The sequence below is a fragment of the Pseudomonas idahonensis genome, from assembly GCF_037903935.1.
Lineage (GTDB): Bacteria > Pseudomonadota > Gammaproteobacteria > Pseudomonadales > Pseudomonadaceae > Aquipseudomonas > Aquipseudomonas danubii.
On record NZ_CP149586.1, the window covers coordinates 4,372,509 to 4,392,177 of the forward strand.

Below are 19,669 nucleotides of genomic sequence, written 5' to 3' on the forward strand. Positions count from 1 at the left end.
TTTAGCTCAACCGCCAAATAATAGCGTCGCTGAAAGTAATAGAACACGTAATGAACAACTCGCCGCTACCCAACCCCCACAGTACCTGCTACCCAACAAAAACAGGGCCTGCGCGCAATTCAAACAAAAACTCTGCAATGTGTTTGTGTACCAATTGCCATCCGGTCGCACATTCGCAACGTAAGTGACTGGAGTGAAGGTTCGGTCTCAATCCAATCTAAAGCAGAGCCATATCTAATGTTACTAAACCCTGCATTAGCGAGCCAGATTGACTAGTTTTATGAGCCGGGACGCTCTCACGTCCGCCTTCGCTGACTCGCCATCCGATAGGCGTACATAAGGAACATTTAATTTATACTCACCCGCCGATCAGCACAAAACGTTGTCATTACAGGGAAGTGTCTATGTCCGTTCCAACTTTCGATCAGTTCATCGAGCCTATTCTGCGCTTTCTCGCTACCAGGCCCGATGGTGCACCCGCCCGGGATGCCCATGAAGCGGCAGCCAAAATGTTGCGCTTGACCACAGAGCAACGTGAAGAACTAATAGCTAGCGGGCAGGCCACCTATAAAAACAGACTGGGATGGGCCCATGACCGACTCAAGCGTGCAGGCCTTTCTAGCAGTGCCAAACGCGGGTATTGGAAATTGACTGATGCGGGCGTGGCCTACTCTAAAGAGCATCCAGCTCCCTTGTCGCCCAGTGAAGTGGAACATTTAGCCATCGGCTACATGAATGTGAAGCTGAAAGTGGCTGCCGACGCTGCGCCACTCGATGAGGTCCCTGTGGTTGAGCCCAACGCTACCTCCGCTACTGCAAGCCCAGATGACCGTCTTGAACAAGCGTTGCAGGAATTGCGTGCAGCCACGGCAGCAGACCTCCTGGATAACCTGCTGCAAACCAGTCCCAGTCGCTTCGAAATCATCGTGCTGGATGTACTTCATCGCCTAGGGTATGGCGCAAGTCGCAGTGATCTCCAAAGAGTCGGTGGCTCAGGCGACGCAGGTATTGACGGCATTATTTCGTTGGACAAACTGGGGTTAGAGAAAGTCTACGTTCAAGCCAAACGCTGGCAGAGCACAGTGGGGCGACCTGAATTGCAAGCATTCTATGGTGCTCTGGCAGGTCAGAAGGCGAAACGCGGTGTATTTATCACTACTTCAGGCTTCACTGCCCACGCGATCGACTTTGCTAAATCTGTCGAAGGCATCGTGCTAGTGGACGGTAATCGTCTGGTGCATTTGATGATGGATCATGAGGTAGGAGTCACTTCACGACTACTGAAGCTACCTGCAATTGATCGTGACTACTTTGATGATGAATAAAGGGAAGCTCGACATGTATATGAAATTGGTCAGCACACTACTGACCAAGTTTCTATCACAGCATGGCAAGGATAAGTCGAACCGTAACGAATAAGGATTTCCCGGCCGCCTTCGTTCACAAGCCAACACCACAAGTCTATATCCACCGACGTCTAGCCCATTTTCACCGTCCAATTCACAACTCTTTGTAAGGTTAGTCCCTTTCTATTGAGCGACTTTTCCTAGAGAATCCAACCCGCTTGCGCCTGATACTTCGGCTGGCTAGGCTCGGTTCATCACTGCATATCAGTGATCGGGTTTAGCAGCTCGAATCATCACATTGGGCGCATCGACGTCACCTGTTGGCAGAGTTTTTCTTCTGCTTTTTATGGTGGCTGTGCGCAGGGCACCTTCGGGTGCGCCGGTTTCCAATGTGACCGGTCTGCTAACCTGCGTACAGCTGCCACTCCTTCGTTTAGCAGCGATAGCTGGCAGCTCCATTCACATTGGAGATGCACCATGAAAAAGCTCGTTCCCGATCCGCCCCTGTCCTTACCTGGACAATTCAGAACCCCCGAACACGATATCGATACCCAGCGAATTCGCTTGGCCTTGGCCGCGCATAGCGCCGAAACCTCGATCCTCAATAGCCTGAAAGACACCGTGCCTACATCCGTAGGTCATCACTCCATGTTCAGTGTCCGCCCCGGTATCAATGCCGAAGAGGCCTTGGTGCATGTGTCGTTGCTGCTGGACTGTGCGGTACAGGTCAGCGATGAAATCACCGAACGCGCCAGCGGTGTGGAGCGTGGGTTGATTTGGTCGATGATCCATTCGGTGGAAATGGCTAGAGCGGTGGTGGATTCGTTGCTGGATGCCAATAGACCGGCAGAAAACATTCAGCAAAGCTGAGGAAGGAGAAAACGGGGTAAGCCGTGACTTACCCCGTTGCCATCTGACTGAAGCACTAAACAGCTTGCGACTAAAACTCAGTAACCGGCTTCTTTCTGGTGCCGAAAGGCAAGTATGTAAACAGCATCATCCGCACGCTCATGCCGATAAAGTGCGACATAACCCGAATCACCGAACTCGATAATCAGCTCGCGCAGCTCCGGCAGTTCTGGAAAGGGACGACCGATTTCTGGGTCTTCCTCCAGTCGAGCGATTTGACGCTCAATCACTTGGGCAGCTCGTTGAGCGATCAGCGGGCCTTTCTCGACTAGAAACTGGCGACAACGCTCCAATCCTTGCGCAGCACCTTCGGTGAGAATCAATCGTGGCACTTAGGCAGCTCCGCCTCAGCCTCGGTACCCCAGGTATTGAGCCAGGCCCGAGTTTCTTCGCCGGTCAGATGCCGACCCGTTTCCTGATACGCCGCCCAAGACGCCAAGGCTTCTTGTTTGAAGCCCTCACGGGCTTCCTCGCGCTCGACGTACTGCGCTATTGCTTCGCGCATAATCCAGTGGGACGAACGTTGACGCAGTCCCGCCAGATGCTGAATGCGCTTTTTCAGCTCGTCATCAATCTTGATAGAAGTGGCCATAGCCGAACCCTTGTTATCTAAAGGTATTACCTTTCGATAAGGTATCAGGCACCCAACGCAGCTGTCCATGCGCCGAAGGCGCGGATAATGTCACGCAGCACTGGCCTGGGAGGACACGAGGGGAGACAGATATGTACTTTAAAATAAACCTGATTTACCCCGTCTCCCTCTAACTTCTGCTGCTCGCAAGAACAGGCTGTTCGATGATCAGACGCTTGATATAGCGCTCAATCGCCTAACCACCAGCAGCTTCAGCCTTGAACTGGTTACCTATTAAATAGAGCTCAGGCGGTCTTGCGGCCGCCTTCGCTGGCAAGCCAGCTCCTACACGGGCTGGCGTCAGCCGATGGCTGTGCGGGGTCACCGAACATTGCGATACAACATCAACCGCGCCCCCTCATGCATCCCCCGCGTCAACTCCAACAACCGTTCAAACTCCCGCGGATGCTCCTGCGCCACATCCTCTCGCGGGGTGCTCGACGCTAAATCATGCAAGGTCGCACCACTACCGTCGTGCTGCATCTGCAACAAAAAGTCCTTGGTCACGCCGCCAATCACCGGAAAGGTCCCTTCCCTCAATACCAGCGGCACCACCCGCTCCCCCTCCGGCGCAGGCTGTTGAATGTCCCGCCCCATGGCGCCATTGGTGAAGGGCATCCCGGCCATGCCGGCCACGGTGGGCAGCAGGTCGGCGAGGCCGACGGCTTCTTCGATCACTCTGGGCTGCAACATCCCCGGGGCATGGATCAGCAGCGGTACGTTGTTGCTTTCCAGCCCAAGCTGTTCAAACGCGGGGGCCATGTGGGGGATCTGGCTGATGCGGGTGTTGTGGTCGCCGAAAAACACGAAAATCGTGTTGTCGTAGTAGCCCCCCGTTTTGGCGATCTCCATTAGGCGGCCGATGTTGAAGTCCAAGAGGCGCACGGCGTTGTATTGCTCCAGGCTGCGGGAACCGGCGGCCTGGACTTGTTCCAGGGGCAGGTCTTGAGCTTGGAAGCCGTCGTTGTCCTTGGGGATGGTGAAGGGGCGGTGGTTGCCGGAGGTTTGCAGGTAGGCGAAGAACGGTTGGTCCTGGGGGATGGCGCGCAGTAGGTGGTCGCTTTCCTTGAACAGGTCGAGGTCGGAGATGCCCCAGACGTCCACCTGGGGCGATTGCCAGTGGCTTTCATCGTATAGGCGCACGTTGTCGATGCTCTGGTGGATCAGGCCGTTGATGTTGGCCCAGCCGGCGTTGCCGCCGATCAGGTAGAGCTTGTGGTAGTCGCTGAAGGCGTTGATCAGGCTGTGTTGGCGGGTGATCAGGGGCTGGCGGGTGGCGGTCTCTTGGCGGGTGACGTCGGGTACGCCGGTGATGCTGGCCCATACGGTCTTGGCGGTGCCGGTGACCGGGACGTAGAAGTGTTTGAAGAACCAGCTCTGGCTGGCCAGGCGGTCGAGGTTGGGAGTGGGGTTGAGCGGGTTGCCGTAGGCACCCACGGCGCTGGTGCCGAGGGATTCGAGCATGACGAAGATGACGTTGGGCGGCCGGGGGCGGTCGATGCGGTAAGGCTGCACGCCTTGTTGGCGGGTGAAGTTCAGGCGCTGTGGGTCCGGGTGGTCGACACCGAGGTAGCGGGCCAGGGCCGGGTAGTGTTGGCGCACTTGGGCTTCGTCGTACTGGGCCTGGCCGGCCTTGAGGGTGTCGTAGAAGAACAGCACGGGGTTCAGGCCCAGGGCGGCGATCTGGCTGTTGCCGGAGAAGTAGGCGTCGCTCCAGCGCAGGGGCACGGGGTTTTCCAGGTTGAGGTTTTCCACCCGGCCCAGCAGGGCGAGGAACACGGCGGCGATGCCCAGGGCGCTGACGCTGGCCAGGGACCAGCGGCCCAGGGGTTGCGGCGGGCGGTCGAGGGTCAGGCGTTCCAGGCGCAGCAAGGCGTAGCACCACAGGCTCAGGGCGCTGCCCCAGGCGAGGACGATCCACAGCACCGGGTAGCTTTCCCAGAGCATTTGCCGGGAGATCTGTGCGTCGTCCAGGTAGCGCAGCACCGTGGCGTTGATGCGCACGCCGAGGTAGGCGTAGTGGCCGAAGTCGATGATGTACAGCAGCCCTACCCCGCCCAGCACCAGCAGCAGGTAGGCCCGGGCCAGCCAGCGCAAGGCCGGCAGGCGCAGCAGGTTCCAGCGCGGCAGCCAGGCCAACAGCGCCAGGGGCAGCAGTAGCAGCAGGGTCAGGCGCAGGTCGAAGCGCAGGCCGATGCCGAGGGTCTGGAGGATGGCTTCGCGCTGGTCGGCGGCGCTCAGGTCCACCCCGGAAAAACCCACGGCGAACAGCAGCCGCAGCAGTGCCAGCAAGCCGAATACCAGCCCGATTGCGCCCACGCCGTAGCGCAGGCGGCGTGATTGCAACCCGCCCATCATTGACCTCTGTGTGGTGTTATCGAAGGCCGCGGCGCGGCCGGTTGGTTTAGCCGGCAAGGGGCTGCCCGCGGCGGCGCTGGGTGACGCGGCGCCACAGCCACAGCAGCAGACCGCCGCTGCCGGCGATCAGGCAGTAGCCCGCCAGCAGCGGGTCCAGCAGGTAGTCCCAGTAGTTTTCCGAAGGCTTGAGGCGCAGGGCAAAGGCCAGGGTCCCGGCTGCCAGCATCAGTACCCCCAGCAGGTTGCGCTGCCACAGCAGCACCAGCGCCGCCAGGCCCATCAGCACGATCATCGGCCGTGGGTTGTAGCCCCAGCGGTAGGGGTCGAGGTAGGTCAGGCCCAGGGTCGCGGGGTACAGGCTCAGGGTCAGGCCGATAAACAGCAGCAAAACCTGCACCCGGTGTTTGGCTGGCAAGGGCGCAATCACCCCCAAGTGCCGCAGGCTGACCCAGCCCAGCAGCACCAGGGTGCTGATGGCCAAATCATCGGTGAAGCTGCGCACATAGGCCGCAAGCGGCAGCTGGTTCAGTGGAATAAAGCTGACCAGCGCCAGCACGGGCAGCAGCCAGGGCCGCCAGGGCGCGGTCAGGCGCAGGCTGCCAAGCAGCACAAAGCCCAGGAGGATAAAACTCAGATGGGCTTGCCATAGCGACATCATCACAAGCGCTCCGCCAGCCACGCCGCGTTGAAGCTGACGTGCTTGATAAAGGTGTTGTTCCAGGAATAGACCAGGTGGTACAGGCCGTCCGCCCCGCGGCTGAAGTAGGGGTATTCGTACTCGAAGTCGCAGCCCTGGGGCTTGCACACCCGGTAGTCGAGGTTGCTCAGAAAGCGCTGTTCCAGGGGCAGGCGGCGGGCGCCGCTGGAGGCGCGGAAGCCTTCGCCGATGATGTCCTTGTAGGCCTCGTGGGAAAACGGCTGGCCCAGGGGGTCGGGGGACTGGTCCAGTTCCACCAGCGGGCGCCATTGGCTAAGGCCGGCGTCAGTGCCGTACAGGCTGAGTTTGAAGCGCCCGTCCTGCAAGTCGTTGAGGGCCACCAGCAGGCCCTGGTCGTCGGTGCCCACCGCCGCCAGGGAAGAGTTGGGGTTGGACGGTTGCAGCGGATAGGGCTCGCTCCAGGTCTTCCCGGCGTCTTCGGTGCGACTGGCCAGGACCTTGTGGTGGGTGTCGCCGGCGTAGCGCAGCATGGCTATGGCGCGGCGTTCGTCCAGGGGCACGATGGTCGGTTGCAGGGAGTGCTTGCCACGGCTGATGCGGAATTTGTCGATCACCGCGCCGTCGGCGCTCAGGTACAGGTACTCGGCGAACTTGCCCATAAACTCGTGGTACACCGGCAGGCCGATCGAGCCGTCGGCATGGAACACCGGCGCGGCGCGCACCAGGGTGCTGATGTTGAAGAACGGCGAGGTAATCAGTTGCCGCGGCGCCGACCAGCTGCGCCCCAGGTCATCGGAAACCATCAGGTTGATGGCGCTGGTGGCCCAGCCGCCCACCGATACCGAGACGTAGAACAGCCACAGGCGCTGGTCCGGGCCCAGGGCGATCACCGGGTTGCCGAGCTTGCGGATGTAGCGCCCGGTGCCGTCACGGGTCGATTCGCGGGTGGCCAGCACCTGCTCGACGCCCCACTCGCCAGTCTTGGCGTCAAAGCGTGCGCTGCGCACCTGGACGTCGGCGGCGCCTTCCCGGGAGCCGGCGAACCACACGGCCATCAGGTCGCCGCCGGGCAAGGCGGTCACCGAGGAGGAATGCACGAAGTCATCCAGGTCCGAGGAGACGAAGCGGCTGTTGTATTGCGGCGTACTGTTGGTCGTAGCCGTATCGCTGCTGACCGCAGCCTGGGCAAACGGCGCCAGCTGATGGGGAGGATGGCTGCGCCAGGCGGCGATAAAGACGGCGGCCAAGAGCAGGCTGCTGCAGATGAAGCTCAGGCGAAAGGACAGCGCACGCATACAGGAGCCCGTGGCAAATACATGGTGGGAACAAGGGAAAAACCATTAGTGCCGATCACTGTCCGGCAAGGGTCGGCGACGGCCGGTGAGCATCGACAACGGCAGGTTGTCGCGCACTTGGAAGCTTTCAAAAATCGCCGCGCACACATGCAGCAGCACCAGGCCCAGCAGCACATCGGCGCTGGTTTCGTGCACTTGCAGCGGCCAGTCGGCGCCCCACAGGGCATCGACCTCTTCCATCAAGAAACCGCTGATGCCGATCAGCAACAGCGCCAACAACATCAGCAACATCACTAAGGCCCCGAGGGGTGAATGCCCCAGGCGATGCTCGGGGCGCCCGGCCCGCAGCGAGCGCAGATGCCCCGCCAGCCGGGCCCGGGTCGGCCAGAAGTCGGACCAGCGCGCACTGCGCGGCCCGATAAATCCCCACAGCGTGCGCAACAGCAGCCAGGCCATGGCGTAGTAGCCGAGCCAGACGTGCCAGTCGTCACCGGCTTCGTTGAAGAAGTAGTTGCCGATAAAGACCCCGGCGATGGACAGGTGAAACAGTCGCACCAGCGGGTCCCACAGCCGCAGGGAAGCGTGCGGCATCAGCCTTTGATCTCGGTCTTCACCGCCTTGCCGGTGACCGGGTCGTGGTAGATCTCAACCTTGCGCTGGTCCTTGTCGAAGCCGTAGATCTCGTAGCAGTTGCCGTCAGTGACCTTGAACTTGTTGATCTGGTAGCCCTGGGCCTTGAGCTGGTCCTGGAAGGCTTGCGGGTCTTGCCATTGCGAACGTTCGGCGGTGGTGCATTGCGGGCCGGCAATGGCCAGGGGGCTGGCGAGAACCAGGGACAGCAGCAGGACTTTGCGCATAGAGAAACGCTCCGGTAATGGGGGAGATTGCACTGTGCAAAACCAAGCTTAGTGAAAGCTTAGTTGGCAACGCGCGGTAACATTTTCCCCGCTAAAAACCCCTGCCGACGGACCCTGGCCGGCGTCATCATGCGCCCCTTCCCTGCCCCCTCGCCCGACCGAGAAACGCCCATGCGCCTGCTGCTTGTCGAAGATGATCGTGCCCTCGGCCAGGGCATCCGCGTGGCGCTGAGCGCCGAAGGCTACACCCTGGACTGGCTGCAGGACGGCGCCAGCGCCCTGCACGCCCTGCGCACGGAAAGCTTCGACCTGTTGCTGCTGGACCTGGGCCTGCCGCGGCTCGACGGCCTGGAACTGCTGCAGCAATTGCGCGCCGCCCAGCAGGACCTGCCGGTGCTGATTCTCACTGCCCGCGACGGCACCGCCGAGCGCATCGCCGGGCTGGATGCCGGGGCCGACGACTACCTGGTCAAGCCCTTCGATGTCGAGGAATTCAAGGCCCGGGTCCGCGCCCTGCTGCGCCGCAGCCAGGGCCGTGCCCAGCCGCTGCTGGAACACGCCGGTATCCGCCTCGACCCGGCCAACCAGCAGGTGCACTACCAAGACAACGAAGTGGTGCTGACGCCTATGGAATACCAGTTGCTGCACCAGCTGATGGTACGCCCGGGCAAGGTGGTGACCCGCGAGCGCCTGTCCCGGGCGCTGTACGGCTGGCAGGACCGGGTCGAGAGCAACACCCTGGAAGTTCTGATCCACAACCTGCGCAAGAAGCTCTGCAGCGAGCTGATCCGCACCGTGCGCGGCGTCGGTTACGTGCTGGCGCTCAAGCCATGAACTCGGTGCGCACGCGGATTCTGCTGCCGGTCCTGGTCCTGGTGTTGCTGGGGGATTTGCTGATCAGCTGGCTGGTGCTGCGCGACAGCCACCATGAAATCGAAGAGGTCTACGACGCCCAGCTGGCCCAGAGCGCGCGCCTTCTGCAAGGGGTGCTGCGCCAGCGCGACCCGGCTCAAAAGCCGGACGCGGCGGACTGGGAGCGCCTGCACCAGGCCTTCGACCAGGCCATGAGCCGGGTCGGCGTGGACGGCGCCGCCCACCCCTATGAAACCCGCCTGACCTTCCAGGTCTGGCGCGACGACGGCCAGTTGCTGATGCGCTCCGCCGAGGCCCCGCTGCTGGAGGCGCCGCCCACCACCCTGGGCGCCCACGACATCCTGGAAAACGGCAAGGACTGGTGCGCCTTTCTGCTGGCCGACACGCAACAGGGCTTGCTGATCTGGGTTGGCGAGCGCGATGACATCCGCCAGGACCTGATCCAGCGCATCGTCCGCCATACCCTGTGGCCGACCCTGATCGGCGTGCCGCTGCTGGCGCTGCTGATCTGGCTGACCATCGGCTGGGGCCTGGCGCCACTGCGGGCCATGGCCCGGGCCATTCGCGGGCGCAGCAGCGACACCCTGCAACCCCTCGGTCTCAAGCCGCTGCCCCAGGATCTGGAACCGATGCAGACCGCCCTCAACCAGTTACTGGCCCAGATCGACAGCCTGCTGGAGCGCGAGCGGCGCTTTATCGCCGACGCCGCCCATGAACTGCGCACGCCCCTGGCGATCCTGCGGATTCACGCGCAGAACGCCCAGAGCGCCGGCAGCCCGGAGCAACGCCAGGAAGCCCTGGATTTTCTGGTGAGCGGCGTCGACCGCGCCACCCGCATCGGCAGTCAGCTGCTGACCATGGCGCGCATCGAGCCGCAGCTGAGCAACCCGCGCCTGAGCCGCATTGACCTCAGCGCCCTGGTACGCGAGGAGCTGGCGGAACTGACGCCTTTGGCCCTGGAGAAGGATGTTGAACTGGTGCTGGAAGGCGACGAAGGCTGCCTGATCGACACCGACCCGGTGGCTTTGGCCATTGCCCTGCAAAACCTGGTGACCAACGCCCTGAACTTTGCCCCCGCGGGCAGCGAGGTGCGGGTCGGCCTGCGGCCCCAGGCGGATGGCGCGATGCACCTGTGTGTGGAGGACGCTGGGCCCGGCATCAATGAAGAGGAGCGCGGGCGTTTGCTGGAGCGCTTCTACAGCCAGGGAAATGCCCATGGCGCCGGGCTGGGACTGGCGATTGTGCAGATGATCGTCAGCAAGATCGGTGGCCGTCTGGAATTGCGCAATCGGCCTGAGGGCGGGTTGTGTGCGTTGTTGCTGCTGGGGCCAGCGCTTTAGTCGGCGGCGCGAAGGGCCTATCCTGTGCGCCGCTCGGGAATGGGGGTGGTCTGGCGGGCGTCTTCGCTGGCAAGCCAGCTCCTACACAAGCACGCACCATCCCCCCGTAGGAGCCGGCTTGCCGGCGAAGGCGATCTCGCGCTCCCCTCCACCAGCCGTATGAAATGACAATCAAGGAGATACCCATGGCCATGCCGGAACGGCTGAAACCAACACCCGCGACGCCGAAAATACGGGCGTTGATGAAAGACTTGCTCAAGCAGATCCTCGACCGGATCTGGGACAACCAGGAACGGGAAAGCCCCGAGATCAGTGCGCTGATCCAGCAGTGGAACAGCCACGCCGGCCGGCCTTTCGAGTTCCACGAATTTCGCGACATGCACAGCCATACCAGCGCGGAGAACTTTCTGCGCACCGCCTTTCATCAGAAGCGCTACGTTGATGACCTGAGCTTCGACGAAGCGTGCGCCGTGGCGGATTTCATCTGCCAGTGCGAAGGCACGGAGTCTGATACGGACTACGCTCTGGGCCTGCTGGAAACCAACTTCCCCGAGGCCAATGCCTCGGACCTGATCTTCTGGCCCAACGCGTGGTTTGACGATGAAGACCTGTTGCATATCGAGCTCAGCTCGGCGCAGATCATCGGTTATCTGATGGCGAAGTCTTCGCGGCCTTTGCAGGACGCGCCGCCCATCACCCTGCCCTATGCCATTCCCCAGAACAGGTCATAGCGCCGCCGAGGCCGTCTCCACCCGCTGTTCGGCTGTGGCCATTGGCTGCAACGGCCTTAGTCCGCTTCATCCCCGGCTCTTTTTCTTCGATCGCCCCGCGCGCCCGTCATATTCCGGGCGGCCCGACACCACCAGCCCGAAGAAGTAGGGATCAGCCCCTGGGTCTTCCAGTTGTCCGGAAGATTTGTTGTGCACTTCGATCACTGAAAACAGATCGACAAGACGGTCCTGGATCTCTTCGATTTCCGCCGCTTTGAGCGTGACCATCGCGCTGTACTTGAATGATCCGGACACATTGAAATATTCGCTTTGCTCGGGCTTGGTCAACGATCGGTCGATCTCGTGACGCAGGAACCGGTCCTTGAGCGCCAGGGCTTCTGCGGTTCTGGGCATTCTCAAGGTCGGGGCATGGCGCACGAAGGGTGACTGCGGGGTGCTGCGCTCCTTGGCCACAAGGCTCAGGAAGGCTTCGGTACGCGCGTCGTAGGCCAGGCCGAGCTGCTGGCACACCGCCTGGATTTCGGCCACCGAGGCGCTGTCCACCATGTACAGATAGGTCATCAACGGCAGCAGTTCGAAGTGTTCCTTGAAGGCTGCAATGATCTCTTCGGTGACGATGAACTCACGTTCGTAGCGGCTCAAGCTCAAGGCGCGGCGCAGTAGCTTGGAGTCGTGCTCGCGCACCTCGAGCATGGCGGAAAGATCCTTGACCTCCACCCCTTTGCCAAACAGCATTTCGTGCACGGGGGCCGGCAACAAGTCACGAAAGTAATGCCAGTAGTAATCGAAGCTCGACTTGCTGGCGGGGACGATACCCAGCTGGTCATGCAGTTCGACGGCTGACTCAAGGCTGAGGTGCTTGCGCCCTGCCTCGACGTCCCGGTAGTGGTTGGCGGAAAACGGAATGTTCACGGTTTCCAGAAAAGTTGAAATTTTCAGGTGGCCGCTTTCGAGGCGCAACTGGGTGAGAAACGCGCCAAAGGCCTGTTGGTTCTCCGACACTTACTCAACCTCTACCGCGAACGAGACGGCGACCCGGGTGGTGTTTTTCCTGATTTTCATGCTGGCAGTGACGGCCCCTATCTCTCGCGTATTGCCGACATGCACGCCGCCACAGGGGATTGACCATTCGCCACACTGCCACCAGCGATAGCCTGGACCTTTGCCGGTATCGGCCTGGGTTCTGACGGCATGACCGGCCGCGCAAAAGCGATTCAACTCTTGTGTCGCACGCTCAAGGCTCTGCTCATCGAACTCGCCCATGAACTCATAGTGGTTTTCCCCGCCCTGGTCATTCAGCGGCGAGCGGACCGGGTGTGGAATCGAGCGCCCCAGCGTCTGCTCCAGCAGGCAGTGCATCAGGTGCATGGCCGAATGAATGCGCATCTGCTGATAGCGCAGGGACCAATCCAGGGTCGCCGTCACCCTCTGCCCCGGCACGAGTGATTGCAACTGCCCGAACCCGGCGTCATCCAGCTTCAGGTAATGCCTGATCTCGTCGTCCTTCCTTTTGGTGGTGGTGATCTCGATCACCTGCGGCACATCACCGGCCCCGGGTTCGCTGAGGGTCAGCAGCCCCCGATCCCCCAGTTGGCCGCCGCCCTGGGGATAGAACACCGTCTCACTCAATAGAGCGAAGGGCGCACCCGAATCGTCCCGTTCAAGCCGATGGATCTGGCATTGCACGGTTTGCAGGTAGGGTTGCTGATGAAACAAAGGAAGGGTTGGGTTCATGTATGCCTCGCGTCCTTGAGCATTCACGGCCGGCCGGGGATTCCCATGAATAGCCGCTGCCTGTGTGGTGCATTGAGAACCATCTGCCGATAAAATTAAACCATTGGATTAATAATAAATCCATAAGATTAATTTTCGGCGCACACAATCCCCAACCTACCTCTCGTGCGCAAGCCAACCCAATACGCGATTACCGTAAGAGCCGGCTTGCCGGCGAAAGCGATCTCGCGGACGCATTCGCCGGCAAGCCGGCTCCTACAGGTCGGTCATTCAGCAGGAGGTTGCCCCTCAGCCCTGGTCGCCGCCGCCCACCGGCAGCACTGTGCCGGTGATGTAGGAGGCTTCGGCGGAGGCCAGAAACAGGATGGCTGCGGCTTGTTCGTCGACGTTGCCGTAGCGTTTCATCAGGCTGCTGTCGAGGGTCTGATCGACGATCTGCTGGTACCAGACTTGCTCCTCGGGGCTTTGTTCAGCGCTGTTGCGCGGAATGCGCCGCGGCGGGGCTTCGGTGCCGCCCGGGGCGGTGGCATTGACCCGCACGCCACGCCCGGCGGTTTCGAAGGCCAGGCAGGCGGTGAGTGCGTTGATCCCACCCTTGGCCGCGCCGTAAGGCACGCGATTGAGGCTGCGGGTGGCGATGGACGAGACGTTGACGATGGCCCCGCTGCCCTGCTCCAGCATCTGCGGCAAGGCGGCGTGGCAGCACCACAGGGTGGGGAACAATGAGCGCCGGACTTCGGCTTCGATTTGCGCCGGTTCGTAGTGTTCGAAGGGCTTGGCCCAGATGGTGCCGCCGACGTTGTTGATGAGGATGTCGAGGCGGCCGAAGTGGGCGATGGCCGCCGCCATGATCCGGCTGCATTCGCTGTACTGCTCCAGGTCGGCGGTCAGGGCCAGGACCGGGTAGCGGGGGCTCAGTTCGGCGGCCAGTTCGAAGACCAGTTCGGAGCGGTCCACCAGCACCACGCGAGCGCCCTCTTCGGCCAGGCGTTCGGCAACGCGACGGCCGATGCCTTGGGCGGCGCCGGTGACCAGGGCGACTTGGTTGTGGAAACGGTTCATGGAAACCTCGTGAGTGCAAAAAGATGGAGAGAACGCCACCCGACGTAGGAGCCGGCTTGCCGGCGAAAGGGCCCTTGAGCCTAGCAGCGCCCTTGTGGACGCCTTCGCTGGCAAGCCAGCTCCTACAGCGGCGAGGCGCCCTTCAGGCGGCGCTGGCGGCAAATTTCTCGTAGTAGAAATTCGCCGGGGCGATGCCCTGCTCGCGGATGAACTGGCTCACCGCCTCGACCATCGGCGGCGGGCCGCACAGGTACACGTCCACATCACCCTGGTTGAGGTGCGCCGGTTCGATGTGCTGGGTCACGTAGCCCTTGCGCGGGTAGTGGCTTTCAGGGTTGGCCACGCAAGCGCTGAAGCTGAAGAGGGGGATGCGCGCGGTAAAATCTTCCAGGCGCTCCAGTTCCACCAGGTCGAAATCGTTGGTCACGCCATAGATCAGGTGCAGCGGATGCTCGCTGCCCTGCTCGGCAATCTTCTCCAGCATGGCGGTGAACGGCGCCAGCCCGGTGCCGCCGGCCAGCAACAGCAAGGGCCGGCGAATATCCCGCAGGTAGAAGCTGCCCAGGGGCCCGGCCAGGGTCATGCTGTCACCGGCTTTGGCGAGACCGGTGAGGAAGCTGCTCATCAGGCCGCCGGGCACATTGCGGATCAGGAAGCTGACCTCGCCGTCGCGTTGCAAGGAGCTGAAGGAATAGGCCCGGGTTTGTTCGCTGCCGGGCACCCCGAGGTTGACGTATTGCCCCGGCAGGAACGCCAGCTGGCTCAGGGCTTCACCCTTGATCGACAGGGCGATGGTGCTGTCGGACAGCTGGCGCACCGCGCTGATGTTGGCCTGAAAGATGGCCTGCCCGGCGCGGCAGACCTGGGACGAAGCCGGCACCCGCACCACGCAATCACCGAGGGCGCGCATCTGGCAGGTGAGGACAAAACCCTGCTCGGCCTCATCGGCGCTCAGAGCGTCTTCGATGTAGTCCTCGCCCAGCTCGTAGCGCCCGGCTTCGGCAAAGCACTTGCAGGTGCCACAGGCGCCGTCGCGGCAGTCCAGGGGGATGTTGATGCCCTGGCGGTAGGCGGCGTCGGCCACGGTTTCGCCCGGGTTGGCGTTGACGAAACGGGTGACGCCGTCTTCGAAATTGAGTGCGATTTGATGACTCATGGCGGTCGCCTCAGAGGTGGTAGATATCGACGACCTGGCGAACGTAGTCGTTCTTCAGGATGACTTTCTTGGCCAGGATCAGCGGGTTTTCGCCGCGCACATCCAGGATGTAGAAGCTGCAGCCGAAGTAGCTGTCCACGGTCTTGTAGCGAAAGCTCAGGGTGTGCCAGTTGAAGCGCAGCTTGCACAGGCCGTCGCCCTGCTCCAGCAGCTCGATATTGCTCAGGTTGTGGGAGGTGCGGGTGTCGGGAATGCTGGCGCTGGAGCGCTCGGTCTTGATGCGGAACACCCGGTCTTCGAGGCCGCTGCGGTTGCCGTACCAGATCAGCGAGATTTCCCGCTGCGGGTCTTCGGTCAACTGGTCGCGGTCATCCCAGGAGGGCATCCAGAAGGTGGCGTCCGGGGCGTAGAGCTCCAGCCAGCTGTCCCAGTCCTTGTCGTCCAGGTAGCGGGCTTCGCGGTACAGGAAATCGCGCACGACATCGTAGGAAATATTCATTGCACGGCCTCCACATCGATCTGCCGTGAGGCCTCAAGCTCCAGGGCCGCGAGCAGGGTTTGCTGCCAGTACTTGTGCTGCATCACGAACAGGCCCTCGTCCTCGGTGCGCACGCCGCTGAGGATCGGCTGCAGGTCAATTTCTTTCGCTGCGTCGTCCGCGCCCTGGACCCAATGCTCGGCGCCACGGGACATGTCGTTCCAGGCCGTGCTGCTGCCCTGGTAGCCGAGTTGGCAGGAGCGGAATTCCTCCAGGTCGTCCGGGGTGGCCATGCCGCTGACGTTGAAGAAGTCCTCGTACTGGCGGATGCGCCGGGCCCGCGCTTCGTCGCTCTCGCCCTTGGGCGCGATGCAATAGATGGTGATTTCGGTGCGGTCCACCGAGATCGGCCGGGCGATGCGGATCTGCGAGCTGAACTGGTCCATCAGGTAGAGGTTCGGATACAGGCACAGGTTGCGCGAGTTCTCGATCATCCAGTCGGCCCGGGCCTGGCCGAAGTCCCGGGCCAGCTCGTCGCGGCGTTCGTACAGCGGGCGATCCTCGGGGTTGGACCAGCGGGTCCAGAGCAGCATGTGGCCCTTGTCGAAGGAGTAGAAACCGCCGCCCTGCTTGGCCCAGGTGCCGGCGCTCATGGTGCGGATGTCTTCCTCGGCCTCGCGCTGCTTGCGCTGGTTCTGGGTGGCCGCGTAGTTCCAGTGCACCGAGCTGACGTGGTAGCCGTCGGCGCCGTTCTCGGCGGTGAGCTTCCAGTTGCCTTCGTAGATGTAGCTGGAGGAGCCGCGCAGCACTTCCAGGCCGGCGGCGGACTGGTCGACGATCATGTCGATGATCTTCGCCGACTCCCCCAGGTGCTCCACCAGGGGCAGCACGTCGGGGTTGAGGCTGCCGAACAGAAAGCCACGGTAGGACTCAAAGCGCGCGACGCGGGTCAGGTCGTGGGAGCCTTCGCAGTTGAAGCTGGCCGGGTAACCGGCGGCGGCCGGGTCCTTGACCTTGAGCAGCTTGCCGGTGTTGTTGAAGGTCCAGCCGTGGAACGGGCAGGTGAAGGACGCCTTGTTGCCGGTCTTGTGCCGGCAGAGCATGGCGCCGCGATGGCTGCAGGCGTTGATGAAGGCGTTGAGTTCACCGTTCTTGTTGCGCGCAATGAAGATCGATTGCCGGCCCATGGTGGTGCTGTAGTAGTCGTTGGGGTTGGGGATCTGGCTGTCGTGGGCCAGGTACAGCCAGTTGCCTTCGAAGATGTGCTGCATCTCCAGGTCGAACAGCCGGGGGGCGGTGAACATCTCCCGCTTGCAGCGGTAGACGCCCTGGTCGGGGTCTTCTTCAAGCAGGGAATGCAGGTATTCGGGTCGCAGGGACATGGCCGCCGCCTCCATTGTTTTTATTCAGGCAGGGCCATGCTAGGGCGGGCTTGGAACGGGCAATAGCCAATGCGTGCAGACCTGTATCCGTTTTCTGCAGATTGCTCTGTAGCCGCTGCCGCAGGCTGCGAACGGCCCGAAGGGACGCAAGGATCTCAAGGCCGCAGGAGGTTCGACTGGCGATCGCCAGGCAAGGTCCTGCGGACCTTTTCGCAGCCTCGCAGGCTCGGCAGCGGCTACAGGGGTATGTAGCCGCTGCCGCAGGCTGCGAACGGCCCGAAGGGACGCAAGGATCTCAAGGCAGCTGGAAGTCCGACTGGCGATCGCCAGGCAAGGTCCTGCGGACCTTTTCGCAGCCTCGCAGGCTCGGCAGCGGCTACAAGGGTGTGTAGCCGCTGCCGCAGGCTGCGAACGGCCCGAAGGGACGCAAGGATCTCAAGGCCGCTGGAAGTCCGGCTGGCGATTGCCAGGCAAGGTCCTGCGGACCTTTTCGCAGCCTCGCAGGCTCGGCAGCGGCTACAAGGGTGTGTAGCCGCTGCCGCAGGCTGCGAACGGCTCCGCAGGAGACGCAACCTGGGGGGTCGACTGGCGATTGCCAGGCAAGGTCCTGCGGACCTTTTCGCAGCCTCGCAGGCTCGGCAGCGGTTACAGGGGTATGTAGCCGCTGCCGCAGGCTGCGAACGGCTCCGCAGGAGACGCAGGGGGCCCGAGGACGCCGAAGGTCTGCCGGGTGATCGCCAGGCACAGGTCGGAACGAATGCCCATAGCGGGGCGGGCCGGTCAGTGGCGGCGCTTGAGGGTGTCGGAGGGCAGTTCGCCATATTGCTGGCGGTAGCTTTGGGCAAAACGCCCAAGGTGCAGGAAGCCGAAATCCAGGGCCAGTTCGGTGACGTTACGCACCGGGCTTTGCGGGTCGCTGAGGCAGGCGTGCACCCGTTGCAGTTTCTGCTGGCGGATGTAGTTCTTCGGCGTGGTGCGGGCGTTGCGTTCGAACAGCGCGTACAGCGAGCGCAGGCTCATGCGCGCCTGTTGCGCCAGTTCTTCGCAGCCGATGTCGTGCTTGAGGTTGCGTTCGATGTAGTCGGCAATCCGTTCGAAGGTCGCCGCCGAGGCGCCCAAGGCACCACGCTGCACGTTGGTCTGCATCAGCCCCAGCAGTTTGCCCACCAGGATGTGCGCATAGTGCTCCTGGACCTTGGGCATGCTTTCCAGGGCTTCGGCTTCCTGGCATAGCAGGCTCAGCAAGGGGATGAAGCCTTCCAGTTCCTGCAGTTGATAGCGCTGGCGCAGAAAGCGCACGCCCTGCCCCGGGTACTGCCAGCGCTGTTCCTGGCAGGCAGTTTCCAGCAGGCGGGTGGGAATCTTGATGATGAATTTTTCGCAGTCGTCGGAATAGGTCAGGTCCACCGGGTCGTCGGGGTTGATCAGCAGCAGTTCCCCCGGGGTGAAGTAGTGTTCCTGGCCACGGCCGCGCCACAGGCAGTGACCCCGCAGCAGCACTTGCAGGTGGTAGATGCTTTCCAGGGCCGGCGAGGTGACGCGCACGCTGCCGCCGTAGCTGATGCTGCACAAATCCAGGCTGGCCAGGGCCCGGTGCTGCAGGCTGGCCTGGGGCTGGCCGGCACGCGGCAGGCGGATGCAGTGGCTGCCCACGTGCTGATTGACGTAACCGGACACGGCATGGGGATCGGCTTGAACAAACACGCGGCTGCGTTCACTCAACAGATGCATTTGCATAATCGGGTCACTCTGATTGTTCTTGTTGGGGCTGCACCGCGCGGTGGCAGGCCGCGCAGACAGGCAATCACGCAAGGTCAAAAAGCCCAGGCCGACAACGACAAAAGCCACGGGCCGCACAAGGCGTCCGTGGCTCGGTCTTGCCGTGCTGGGGTCAGGCCTCCAGGGCACGCACCCGTTCGTGGCGCTGCTGCTCTTGCGGCTGGGCCGAAGACTGCAGGGTGAAGTCGAAGTGAATTTCCGCGAAGCGGCCACTCACGCCCAGTTCCTTGGCCCGGGCCTGGTCTTCGCTGAAGGTGATCTTGGCGATCAGTTCGTCGCGGGTGGCATAGGCGAAGTCGTCGTGCAGGTACGGATCGCCGTCCAGGTTGATCTGGGTGGTCAGGTGGCGATGGTCATCGGCCGAGATGAAGAAGTGGATGTGCGCCGGGCGCTGGCCGTGACGCCCCAGTTGATCCAGCAGTTGCTGAGTCGGGCCTTCTGGCGGGCAGCCGTAGCCGGACGGCACGATGCTGCGAAAACGGTAGCGGCCCTCGGCGTCGGTGACGATGCGCCGGCGCAGGTTGAATTCCGACTGGCTGCCGTCGAAGTAGGAATAGGTGCCGCCTGTGTTGGCGTGCCAGACATCGACGATGGCGCCGGCCAGGGGCTGGCCGGCGGTGTTGGTCACCTGCCCTTGCATGAACAGCACCACACCCGGGTCGAGGCCGTCGTCCAGGCGCGCTTCACCCTGGCTCAGGGGCGCGCCGGCCACGTACAGCGGGCCTTCGATGGTGCGCGGGGTGCCGCCGGTCTTGCCGGCCTGTTCGTCGGCGGCGTCCATCAGCAGGTCCAGGTAGTGTTCCAGGCCCAGGCCCGCGGCCAGCAGGCCGGCTTCCTGGCGGGCGCCGAGGACGTTGAGGTAGTTGACGGCTTTCCAGAATTCTTCCGGGGTGACGTTCAGGTCTTCGATGATGTTCACGGTGTCCCGCAGGATGCGGTAGACGATGGCCTTGGCCCGAGGGTTGCCGCCTTCGGTGAACTGGCCGCTGGCTTCTTCAAGAAAGCGTTGGGCGCTGGCAGTCTGGGAAATTCTGACGTTCATGATTAATCCTCATCTTGTATTTATTAGAGTGGTGAACG

At 62.3% G+C, this 19,669-nt stretch carries 20 protein-coding genes; 5 read left to right on the forward strand and 15 right to left on the reverse strand.

The features are described from left to right. Positions 1-404 precede the first annotated feature (404 nt). Entirely contained in the window at positions 405-1,325 is a 921-nt protein-coding gene (locus tag WIN67_RS19680) for a restriction endonuclease (protein ID WP_339069915.1), read from the forward strand. Between the two features lie 498 nt (positions 1,326-1,823). Further along, positions 1,824-2,216: a DUF6124 family protein gene (locus WIN67_RS19685; RefSeq protein ID WP_339069916.1), complete on the forward strand. Its 393-nt coding sequence runs from the start codon at positions 1,824-1,826 to the stop codon at positions 2,214-2,216. A 77-nt stretch (positions 2,217-2,293) separates the two neighbouring features. Here WIN67_RS19685 and WIN67_RS19690 read toward each other — a convergent pair whose 3' ends face one another. The 7 genes from WIN67_RS19690 to WIN67_RS19720 form a co-directional block, all read right to left on the reverse strand. Next, positions 2,294-2,587, reverse strand: coding sequence for a type II toxin-antitoxin system RelE/ParE family toxin (locus WIN67_RS19690; protein ID WP_213665628.1), 294 nt, complete (start codon positions 2,585-2,587; stop codon positions 2,294-2,296). After that, entirely contained in the window at positions 2,575-2,847 is a 273-nt protein-coding gene (locus tag WIN67_RS19695) for a CopG family ribbon-helix-helix protein (protein ID WP_102864761.1), read from the reverse strand. The genes WIN67_RS19690 and WIN67_RS19695 overlap by 13 nt, the downstream gene beginning before the upstream one ends. Before the next feature lie 360 nt (positions 2,848-3,207). Continuing rightward, positions 3,208-5,241, reverse strand: coding sequence for an LTA synthase family protein (locus tag WIN67_RS19700; RefSeq protein WP_339069917.1), 2,034 nt, complete (start codon positions 5,239-5,241; stop codon positions 3,208-3,210). Between the two features lie 49 nt (positions 5,242-5,290). Next, positions 5,291-5,902 (reverse strand): hypothetical protein, encoded by a 612-nt coding sequence (locus WIN67_RS19705; RefSeq protein WP_170004841.1) that lies wholly within the window; start codon positions 5,900-5,902, stop codon positions 5,291-5,293. After that, on the reverse strand, positions 5,902-7,197 hold the full coding sequence (locus WIN67_RS19710) for a sialidase family protein (RefSeq protein WP_339069918.1): 1,296 nt from the start codon (positions 7,195-7,197) through the stop codon (positions 5,902-5,904). Before WIN67_RS19710 ends, WIN67_RS19705 begins: the two co-directional genes overlap by 1 nt. Before the next feature lie 45 nt (positions 7,198-7,242). Then, positions 7,243-7,788 carry a cytochrome b/b6 domain-containing protein gene (locus tag WIN67_RS19715; RefSeq protein WP_339069919.1) on the reverse strand — a complete coding sequence of 182 codons (546 nt, stop codon included), beginning with the start codon at positions 7,786-7,788 and terminating at the stop codon, positions 7,243-7,245. Continuing rightward, positions 7,788-8,054 (reverse strand): PepSY domain-containing protein, encoded by a 267-nt coding sequence (locus WIN67_RS19720; RefSeq protein ID WP_110596106.1) that lies wholly within the window; start codon positions 8,052-8,054, stop codon positions 7,788-7,790. The genes WIN67_RS19715 and WIN67_RS19720 overlap by 1 nt, the downstream gene beginning before the upstream one ends. A gap of 171 nt (positions 8,055-8,225) precedes the next feature. On the opposite strand from WIN67_RS19720, the gene WIN67_RS19725 reads away from it, so the two are divergent. The 3 genes from WIN67_RS19725 (at position 8,226) to WIN67_RS19735 (ending at position 10,998) form a co-directional block, all read left to right on the forward strand. Further along, positions 8,226-8,888: a response regulator gene (locus WIN67_RS19725; protein ID WP_019092959.1), complete on the forward strand. Its 663-nt coding sequence runs from the start codon at positions 8,226-8,228 to the stop codon at positions 8,886-8,888. Then, entirely contained in the window at positions 8,885-10,267 is a 1,383-nt protein-coding gene (locus WIN67_RS19730; RefSeq protein WP_339069920.1) for an ATP-binding protein, read from the forward strand. The genes WIN67_RS19725 and WIN67_RS19730 overlap by 4 nt, the downstream gene beginning before the upstream one ends. Before the next feature lie 185 nt (positions 10,268-10,452). Continuing rightward, on the forward strand, positions 10,453-10,998 hold the full coding sequence (locus tag WIN67_RS19735; RefSeq protein WP_339069921.1) for a hypothetical protein: 546 nt from the start codon (positions 10,453-10,455) through the stop codon (positions 10,996-10,998). A gap of 66 nt (positions 10,999-11,064) precedes the next feature. Here WIN67_RS19735 and WIN67_RS19740 read toward each other — a convergent pair whose 3' ends face one another. The 8 genes from WIN67_RS19740 to catA all read right to left on the reverse strand — a co-directional run bounded on the left by WIN67_RS19740 (position 11,065) and on the right by catA (position 19,631). Continuing rightward, positions 11,065-12,000 carry a hypothetical protein gene (locus WIN67_RS19740; RefSeq protein WP_110652816.1) on the reverse strand — a complete coding sequence of 312 codons (936 nt, stop codon included), beginning with the start codon at positions 11,998-12,000 and terminating at the stop codon, positions 11,065-11,067. Then, positions 12,001-12,732, reverse strand: a complete 732-nt coding sequence (locus WIN67_RS19745) for an alanyl-tRNA editing protein (RefSeq protein ID WP_146036692.1) — start codon at positions 12,730-12,732, stop codon at positions 12,001-12,003. A gap of 288 nt (positions 12,733-13,020) precedes the next feature. After that, positions 13,021-13,794, reverse strand: a complete 774-nt coding sequence (locus tag WIN67_RS19750; RefSeq protein ID WP_102881761.1) for a 1,6-dihydroxycyclohexa-2,4-diene-1-carboxylate dehydrogenase — start codon at positions 13,792-13,794, stop codon at positions 13,021-13,023. Between the two features lie 142 nt (positions 13,795-13,936). Next, a complete protein-coding gene (gene benC / locus WIN67_RS19755; protein WP_339069922.1) occupies positions 13,937-14,950 on the reverse strand; it encodes a benzoate 1,2-dioxygenase electron transfer component BenC in 1,014 nt (337 codons plus the stop codon). A 10-nt stretch (positions 14,951-14,960) separates the two neighbouring features. Beyond that, on the reverse strand, positions 14,961-15,449 hold the full coding sequence (gene benB, locus WIN67_RS19760) for a benzoate 1,2-dioxygenase small subunit (RefSeq protein WP_339069923.1): 489 nt from the start codon (positions 15,447-15,449) through the stop codon (positions 14,961-14,963). Beyond that, positions 15,446-16,810, reverse strand: a complete 1,365-nt coding sequence (gene benA / locus WIN67_RS19765; protein WP_339069924.1) for a benzoate 1,2-dioxygenase large subunit — start codon at positions 16,808-16,810, stop codon at positions 15,446-15,448. Before benA ends, benB begins: the two co-directional genes overlap by 4 nt. 780 nt (positions 16,811-17,590) lie before the next feature. Next, entirely contained in the window at positions 17,591-18,547 is a 957-nt protein-coding gene (locus WIN67_RS19770; RefSeq protein ID WP_110652866.1) for an AraC family transcriptional regulator, read from the reverse strand. 154 nt (positions 18,548-18,701) lie between these two features. After that, positions 18,702-19,631 (reverse strand): catechol 1,2-dioxygenase, encoded by a 930-nt coding sequence (gene catA, locus WIN67_RS19775; protein WP_306382975.1) that lies wholly within the window; start codon positions 19,629-19,631, stop codon positions 18,702-18,704. Positions 19,632-19,669 lie beyond the last annotated feature (38 nt).